This window comes from Oligoflexus sp., from assembly GCF_035638955.1.
In the GTDB taxonomy this organism is placed as follows: Bacteria; Bdellovibrionota_B; Oligoflexia; order Oligoflexales; family Oligoflexaceae; genus Oligoflexus.
In genome coordinates this window covers 1-7,528 of sequence record NZ_DASQYZ010000518.1, presented here as the reverse complement: position 1 = coordinate 7,528, position 7,528 = coordinate 1, and the positions used below count along the sequence as shown (strand labels likewise).

At 50.6% G+C, this 7,528-nt stretch carries 6 protein-coding genes and 2 pseudogenes; 7 read left to right on the top strand and 1 reads right to left on the bottom strand.

The genetic code is table 11. The features are described 5' to 3' along the window. Window positions 1–148: 148 nt before the first annotated feature. A pseudogene (locus VE954_RS42730) lies at window positions 149–382 on the top strand (DDE-type integrase/transposase/recombinase); the annotation flags it as partial. A 254-nt stretch (window positions 383–636) separates the two neighbouring features. After that, on the top strand, window positions 637–915 hold the full coding sequence (locus VE954_RS42725) for a response regulator (RefSeq protein ID WP_324964787.1): 279 nt from the start codon (window positions 637–639) through the stop codon (window positions 913–915). On the opposite strand, the gene VE954_RS42720 is transcribed toward VE954_RS42725, so the two are convergent. Further along, window positions 912–1,070, bottom strand: coding sequence for a hypothetical protein (locus tag VE954_RS42720; RefSeq protein ID WP_324964785.1), 159 nt, complete (start codon window positions 1,068–1,070; stop codon window positions 912–914). The two genes, VE954_RS42725 and VE954_RS42720, sit on opposite strands and share 4 nt — an antisense overlap. A gap of 86 nt (window positions 1,071–1,156) precedes the next feature. On the opposite strand from VE954_RS42720, the gene VE954_RS42715 reads away from it, so the two are divergent. The 5 genes and pseudogenes from VE954_RS42715 to VE954_RS42695 form a co-directional block, all read left to right on the top strand. Then, entirely contained in the window at window positions 1,157–2,890 is a 1,734-nt protein-coding gene (locus VE954_RS42715) for a chemotaxis protein CheA (protein ID WP_324964783.1), read from the top strand. Continuing rightward, complete coding sequence (locus VE954_RS42710; RefSeq protein WP_324964781.1) at window positions 2,887–3,378, top strand: chemotaxis protein CheW; 492 nt, start codon at window positions 2,887–2,889, stop codon at window positions 3,376–3,378. Before VE954_RS42715 ends, VE954_RS42710 begins: the two co-directional genes overlap by 4 nt. 34 nt (window positions 3,379–3,412) lie before the next feature. Further along, complete coding sequence (locus tag VE954_RS42705; protein WP_324964779.1) at window positions 3,413–5,095, top strand: methyl-accepting chemotaxis protein; 1,683 nt, start codon at window positions 3,413–3,415, stop codon at window positions 5,093–5,095. Continuing rightward, window positions 5,092–6,948, top strand: coding sequence for a chemotaxis protein CheB (locus VE954_RS42700; protein ID WP_324964778.1), 1,857 nt, complete (start codon window positions 5,092–5,094; stop codon window positions 6,946–6,948). The genes VE954_RS42705 and VE954_RS42700 overlap by 4 nt, the downstream gene beginning before the upstream one ends. A 361-nt stretch (window positions 6,949–7,309) precedes the next feature. Then, window positions 7,310–7,528 (top strand): annotated as a pseudogene (locus VE954_RS42695) (transposase); the annotation flags it as partial.

Sequence of the window (7,528 nt, the reverse complement as noted above, 5' to 3'; positions counted from 1 at the left end):
CGAAAACGATTGCCGGAATCGAGATAATGGCCATGATCAAAAAAGGTCAGATCGATATTCAAGGTTCCACTCCATTCGAGCAGTTTTATGCCCTTGCAGGATAACTGCGTCCGGGGGATGATCCCTTCAGAAACTCACTTCGACCTTGGAAATGTTTGCGACAGAGCCCATTGATCTCCGGCAGGTGAAATATCTTAACAATATTGTCGAGCAGGATCACAGGCGGGTCCGGCAAAGGACAAGGTCCATGCTCGGCTTCAAGACCTTCATGTCGGCTGCGAAAACGATTGCCGGCATTGAGATGATGGCCATGATCAAAAAAGGTCAGATTAATATCCCAGGCTCCACTCCATTCGAGCAATTTTACGCCCTCGCAGGATAACTGCGTCCCGGGAATGATCCCTTCCGAAACTCACTTCGACCTTGGAAATGTTTGCGACAGAGCCCTATTTTTTCTGGGCCCTGATAATTTCTGCTATTTCAGCACAATACGGCCAACTCATCAAATCTATTCTGACTCAAAATCAAGTTGAATCCAAAAAATGTCACAATTTGAGTTAAGTTTGTGTGGCGCATGCCGAAAACTTTCACGAGCGCTCAGAATTCGACCCTGGGACAGTATGGATAGGATTAGCCATGGATTTATCTGTCCGACGTTGTCTGCTCGTGATAGATGACGACCATGAAGTTATCGAGCTGGTGAGCAGTTACGTAAACTATCAAGGCTATGATGTGGTCGCTTCCAACAACGGTTTGGAGGCCAGGAAGTTGATTGTCAGCCAGACCTTTCAGGCAGTGTTCTGTGACATTCGCATGCCCGGGACAGGACTCGAGCTATTGAAAAAACGCGTGAGAATCTTTTGGCTATTCCTTTTATCATGGTCACTGGCTTTGTATCACAGGAGCACCTATTAACTGCGCTCCATTATGGGGTAGCTCACTTTGTGGTAAAACCATTCAAGCGCAATGAATTGATCGAAACCGTTGAGAGAGCTTTGGAGCAAGGCATCAGGCAGCTGAGGGTCAGCAACGGCCTGGAAGCAGCTGCCTAACAATTTCCAGAGTTTCATCCTTGCATCCGCGAAAATCTTCGAAACATGGCTCAGATGGTTGATTTACGGGGTCCAATCTCAAATAAATCCAGGTAGACGTATTTATGGAACAGATTCTGCAAATTTTTATCGAGGAAGCCCAGGATACGCTGCTTCAATGGGAATCGATCTGTCTCAATATGCTGAAAGGCCAGCCCTCACAGAGTGACCTTAATGCCCTTTTTCGTGCAGCGCATAACCTCAAGGGTTCCTCGCGGAGCGTCGGTTTGGAAGATTTCGGGTCTTTCCTGCACGAAGTAGAGGATTTCATTTCCTGGCTCAAGGCCACGCCCACCGAAGCAGGCGCGGTTGCCATCCGTTTGCTCCTGGACTGTCAAACTCTTATTTCTGAATGGACCGCCCAGCTTGATGATGGACGCAACTACCAAACGAATACGCACGACATTCGCGATGGAATCCGCCGTCTGATGGAGTCTAGTGCATCGCCCCTCATAAATACCCGGATGCAGATTAAGGAAAACGCAGCGACAGCAGCCTTTGGTTTTTTCGACGATGACAGCGGCACCATGGCGAGCGCCGCTGTGTCGCCGGAAAGGAATCGTGAACTGGCGCCTTCAATGCAATCAAATAAAATTATTAAAGATTCCAGCATCCGCGTCAGCTTAAACAAGATCGACAGCATTATTCACATTGTGAATGACCTTTCTGTGCAGCTATCGATGTCATTGCATGAATTAAAGAATGAACGGAATGAGAAGAATTTGTCTGCATTGATCGGCGCATCGAATCATTTGGTATACGAACTGCAAAACCGGATAGTTGGCATGAAAATGCAGAGCATCGGCGGTTTATTCCAAAAGTTGGAACGAAGCGCCAGAGAAACCTCTGACGCTGAGCATAAACAGATCAGCATTCTCTGTGAAGGAGTCGAGACCGAAATCGAGCGACAAACCCTGGAAAAAATTACCGATCCTTGCGTTCATATCATACGCAATGCCGTGGATCACGGTATCGAGCCCCCTGGCGAGAGGGAAGCTGCCGGTAAATCCGCGGTTGGTACTATTCGGCTGTCTGCCCGCTCGGAGGGAGAGTATGTGGAGATCGAAATCGCCGATGATGGTCGCGGTTTGGATTTCGGCAGAATTCTAAAGAAAGGACAGGATCTGGGTCTTTTAAGCATGCAGTCCAACCCCAGTCATCGCGAGTTGGCTGAACTCATTCTGCAGCCGGGTTTTTCCACGGCATCCAAAGTCTCCCAAATATCCGGACGCGGCGTGGGAATGGATGTGGTAAAAACAACGATCGATTCCATGAGCGGCGAATTGAACATCAACACCAACCAGCAGCATGGTACGAGCTTCGTGTTGCGCATTCCGGCAAACCTGAATGTCGTCAGTTCGTTGATAGTCCAGTGCTCCAACCAACTGTATGCTGTGCCAATCCGCGATATCATGGAAGTCGTCGATCTGGAAAAAATATCCATTGATGAGTCCGGGCATCAAAAGGTCGCAATACTCAATGATGAGCCCGTCCCCATAGTGGGTTTGGAAACTCTCCTGGGCAATTCTGAAGCGCATGCGCCTTCAGTCTCGAATCGTATGGCTCTGGTAGTCGGCAGTTTTCCCAAAGCCGCTCTGAGCGTCCTTACCATCCTGGACGAAGCGCGACTTGTAGTGAATCCTCTCGACGGAAAACTGCATAGGCTGGAAGGTGTGCAGGGCATCGCAATCCTTCCGAGCGGCTGCATCTGCAGCGTCCTGGACATCAAGTTTTTGGCCATGCTCCATCACAGCCGCAGTCAGTCTTTGCAACTGATCACCCAAAGAGAGCGCGTATGATTGAATCCAACAAAAAAAGCCAACAGCCATCAGCCAGTAACGAACCTGAATTGGCCCTTTTTTTCCGGTTGGACAGCTATGTTTTCGGCACCCCTTTGGGCAAAGTAAGAGAAGTCATTCCAGTCGGGGCCTGCACCCGACTGCCAAATACGGTTCCTTGCTTCCTGGGTATGATGAATATTCGTGGCGAGGCGGTGGGGATCCTGGATCTGCGCCTGCGGTTCGGGTTGCCCTCCCAGCTGGGGCCGAAGTGTCTTATTATTGTGTTTGAAACTGATGCTGGGCCCTTCGGGTCACTTGTTGATGAAGTGGTTGAAGTCGCGGAAATAGCTGTCCAGAGCGATCAACGCTCCAGCTATGTGCCCATTATCCCTGAAGACTATGTCCTGCAGGTGACTGTTCGGGACGAGAAGCCAACAACGATTATCGATCTAAGGCGTGTGCTTTCTTCTGAGGAACTTCGAGCATTAAGGACCAATGCCGCTTGATCGGCCGCTATTTTTTAAAAAGGAACCGAAGGAAATGGCAAGAATTAAGTTGGGATTCAAATTCAGGCTCATCGGCATATCGGCAGGTAGCGCGCTCGTGCTCGCGCTTTCTTTCTCCTTCTTCAGCCTCCGTCAACTCAAAACGCTGGAAAACCACGTCGAATCCATCAACCGCGATTTGGATATCGATCGAAAAATAACGGTTCTGCAGGTGAGCTTCGGCAATCAGACTCAGGAGTGGAAGAACATTCTGCTCCGTGGCGACAGTCCCGCTGATTACGAAAAATACAATGCAAATTTTGAAAAGGAAGTTCAGTCAATTTTGGATCAGACCAACGACCTGGAAAAACTCCTGAGCCCCAAGGAGAATGAGCTGCTGAAAACTTTTGTCGATGAAGAAAAAGTGTTGGTTGAGAAGTATCGTGATGCCCGAGGAAAGTTTCTGCAAAACATGCCCTTCAGCAGCAGGGAGGCTGACAAAGCAGTCCGCGGTGCCGATCGCAAGGTACTGGACAGCCTTAAAGCCTTGCTGGAAAGCCGTCTGCTTGCTTCGAAACAATCTCAGGCGACCCTTCTGGCGGACGAACGGGCCAATGCATATTTGGTTTTTGCCATTCTGGCCATTATATCGTTGATCAGCGGAACTGCCATTGTCCTTTATAGTCATTCTGCGGCCGCCATGCTACGCTCGATCGCCGATAATCTTATCAGTGGCGCTCAGCAAGGTCAGGCTCGTAGTAGCCACCTCACCGATAATACCCAACGCGGTGCGGCGGCGGCCGCTGAACAGGCGGCGGCGATCCAGGAAACTGTTGCATCGATGGCAGAAATGTCGAGCATGCTGGCACAAACCAATGCTCACACGCAGGCTTCTCTCCTCAAGGCTGGGCATGTCAGCCAATTGACCGAAGCCGGGTCCGAAACAATGAAGCAGATGCTGGCTTCGATGGAACAGATAGCTGATGCGAATTCACTTCTGAAATCCATAGTTAAGCTGGTCAATGACATTTCGCGCAAGGTCTCGGTCATTAATGAAATCGCATTCAACACGCAGGTCGTATCCTTTAATGCTTCCATCGAAGCGGCGCGGGCCGGTGTGACCGGTAAAGGATTCAGCGTGGTCGCCAGCGAGGTCAGTAACCTTGCCAGGACGAGCGGGCAAGCAGCCAAGGAGATTCAAACTTTGCTAGCTGACAGTGCCGACCGGGTAAAAGACATTGTCGATCAAACCGATGTCCGGGTGGAAGCCGGTCTACACATATGTTCCGAAGCAAGCCGGCGCTTTGCTGAAATCAAAGAAGCCACGAGTCAAATAGTATCCGCGTTTGGACAGATCAGCGAGGCCACCAAGGAACAATCGCTCGGCATCAAACAATCATCCATCGCCCTTGATCAGATGAATATTGCAACATCAAGCACCAATGCTCTATCCAGTGAGAGCGCCAGGCTCGCAGCTGAGATGTCCCGCGAAGCTTCGTCGTTCTTCGGACTTTCCCGCCAGCTTCATTGCTTCCTGACCGACGAAATCGATGATGGTCATGTCAGGACCTCGACCCCCTCTCCACTTCAAAAGCCTCATGACTCCGAAAAGGGAATCGGCCTGGATCCTCTGCATACGCCGCCGCAAACCCAACTGGACGATCGTCTGCTTGAACGCCTGGCCGAGCGATCTGAAAAGAGCAGGAGCCCGGATAAGAAAGATGAGTCCGCGGCATGATCCTGAGTGCTGAAGAAAAGGAATTTCTCTTTCGACTGGCAAGGCGCTTGACCGGCGCCAACAATGAAGCCCGCTATGAAGTTCTGGTGCAAAATGTTCTACGACGTATGCAGCAGTTGGGAATGACTGGCCTTGGGGACTACTTGAGAATTGCAGAAAGCAATGAGCGTGAATATGCGCAGCTCATTTCGGCTCTGACGATCCATACCACGTCCTGGTTTCGCGAGGAACCGCATTTTGAGGCGTTTGCGTACTATTTGAACGGCTTTGATAGACAAAACAGCCAGACTTTTACTTTTCTTTCCGCCGCATGCTCAACCGGCGAGGAGCTTTTTTCCTTTGGAATGCTTCTGGAATTTTTCAGGCGACGCCACCCTGCTTTTGAATACACGCTGGATGGATGGGATATCGACGCATTGAGCATCGAGAAGGCGCGAGCCGGGCGCTTTGAGAGGCCTCATGGTATGACTGAACCCTGGCAATCCTTGCTGACGTCATTGAGCCAAATGATCGGATCCCATGAAAGAATCGTCTGCCAGGACATTCTTCGCCGCACCCGCTTATTCGTAACTGACCTCAGCAAGCCGGAAAACTGGCCCAAAGGCGGTCCTTATCACTGGATTGCCTGCCGCAATGTATTGATCTATCTCCAGGCTCAGCAATCCCTCAAGACCGTGCAGCAGTTGGCTGGAAGGCTTTGTCCTTCAGGCCGTCTTTGTCTTGGGCATTCCGAAGCGGCCCTGGGTCTTGACGCCAAACTCCGACCCGTTACTGAATCGATCTTTGTAAATCGCATGCAGCCTGCAGTTTCCCAACCTGACAAATCAAAGCCCAAAGTGCTGGTGATCGATGATTCGCTCAGCGTTCGGCGGCTGCTCGTGGAAGGATTTAAGACACGGGGTTTTCAATGTTTTGAAGCCGATGGCACACAGGCTGCTGAAAATCTTTTGGTAGAGGGACTTGACCCCGAAGTGATCACCCTGGACCTGCAAATGCCTGGCGAAAACGGCAGTGCCTGGTTGCATCGTAAACGCAAGAGCGGTATGCGAAAGCCTGTGTTCATTGTCAGTGATTTTTCCGATAGTGAAAAATCCGTGGTGGTTGAATCTCTTACTGAAGGACTGACGGATTATTTTCCAAAATCAGAACTGCGTTCGGGATTGGACGAACTGCTTAATCGAGCGCAGGCCGTGGTGCGCATTGCGCCTCCGACGGCCGAAACTGCGACGATGCAGCTGCGCCAGACGAATTTTTATCGACAGAAAAATAAATTCGATGTCATCCTCATCGGAGCCAGCACCGGCGGCATCGAGACGATCTGTCGTTTACTGGCGCAGCTCGGTCCCGGTCATCCGCCGATCGTCGTTGTTCAGCATATCCTCAAGAATTTCGCCAAAGCAATTGCCGTGCGCATCGGCAAAGCCGCGGATCTAAAAGTTGCCGAAATTTCCGGACCCACACCGCTCCAGCCTGGTCACCTTTATATGGCACCTAACGATGTTCATTTGACGCTCAGTAAAGGATCCAGTGGCTTACGAATTTCGCTCGACGACAGTCTTGTTGCGCAATTCGGCCAAAAACCCAGCATTGACGTCTTGTTTCGCTCCGCAGCTCGCATTGAAGGAGGATCGTTTCTGGCGATCCTTATGACCGGCATGGGCAAGGATGGGGCCGAAGCTCTCCTGCTTCTAAAAAATCAAGGTGCCACGACCATCGTACAAAACCCCGCCGAATGTGTGGTCCCGGGCATTCCCGCCGAAGCCATCCGGCTCAATGCGGCCGAGCTGGTGCTGAGCATCGATGAAATGCGTCGCCTTTTGTTTTCGACATCGAATACTGCTCATAGCGCCTGAATCGGGCTGGGGTGAACGGAAAAGCGGCAAAGCGCTTTCTATGCAAGGCAATCAGGTCAAATTTTGAACCGATAAAAATCAATATCGACAAAAAGTGGAGCCAACACTGCTGGGATAAATGACTATAACGATGACGAAGAAATTGATATCGAGACTTGTCAGAATAAATATTCTCTTGTCGATTTAGCTGACGAGTTGGGGCGTGTCGTCCAAAGCAGGGCCCCGGAAAGAATGCCTGGAATTTCAGCAGGCCTTGATTGCCAAGGCCTTCAGGTTCACAGTAGTTTCGAAATTTCCCAATAAGTTTGACAGTTAGCTTATTTTATAGTCATTCTTTCCGGGGCCCTGCGTAGCGGCAACACCCAACCCTGGATGCTTCAAAAATGGCAGGCAGTTTGCTGCCTGGATAGGTCTTCTACCACGACACTCGGGCACTGGAGGAGCACACAGGAATAAACCGGGAAGGATCAGTAAACGAGGAGATCCATATCTTCGACGCCTTTTGGTGCATGGAGGACGAGCGGCAATCCAATACGTGGATCGTCGTGATGATGCCGCGGCCCAGTGGATCAGAAGACTT

Coding starts and splice junctions, on each gene's coding strand:
- VE954_RS42725 (WP_324964787.1), top strand. CDS start 637: ATGGATTTATCTGTCCGACGTTGTCTGCTCGTGATAGATGACGACCAT.
- VE954_RS42720 (WP_324964785.1), bottom strand. CDS start 1,070: ATGAAACTCTGGAAATTGTTAGGCAGCTGCTTCCAGGCCGTTGCTGAC.
- VE954_RS42715 (WP_324964783.1), top strand. CDS start 1,157: ATGGAACAGATTCTGCAAATTTTTATCGAGGAAGCCCAGGATACGCTG.
- VE954_RS42710 (WP_324964781.1), top strand. CDS start 2,887: ATGATTGAATCCAACAAAAAAAGCCAACAGCCATCAGCCAGTAACGAA.
- VE954_RS42705 (WP_324964779.1), top strand. CDS start 3,413: ATGGCAAGAATTAAGTTGGGATTCAAATTCAGGCTCATCGGCATATCG.
- VE954_RS42700 (WP_324964778.1), top strand. CDS start 5,092: ATGATCCTGAGTGCTGAAGAAAAGGAATTTCTCTTTCGACTGGCAAGG.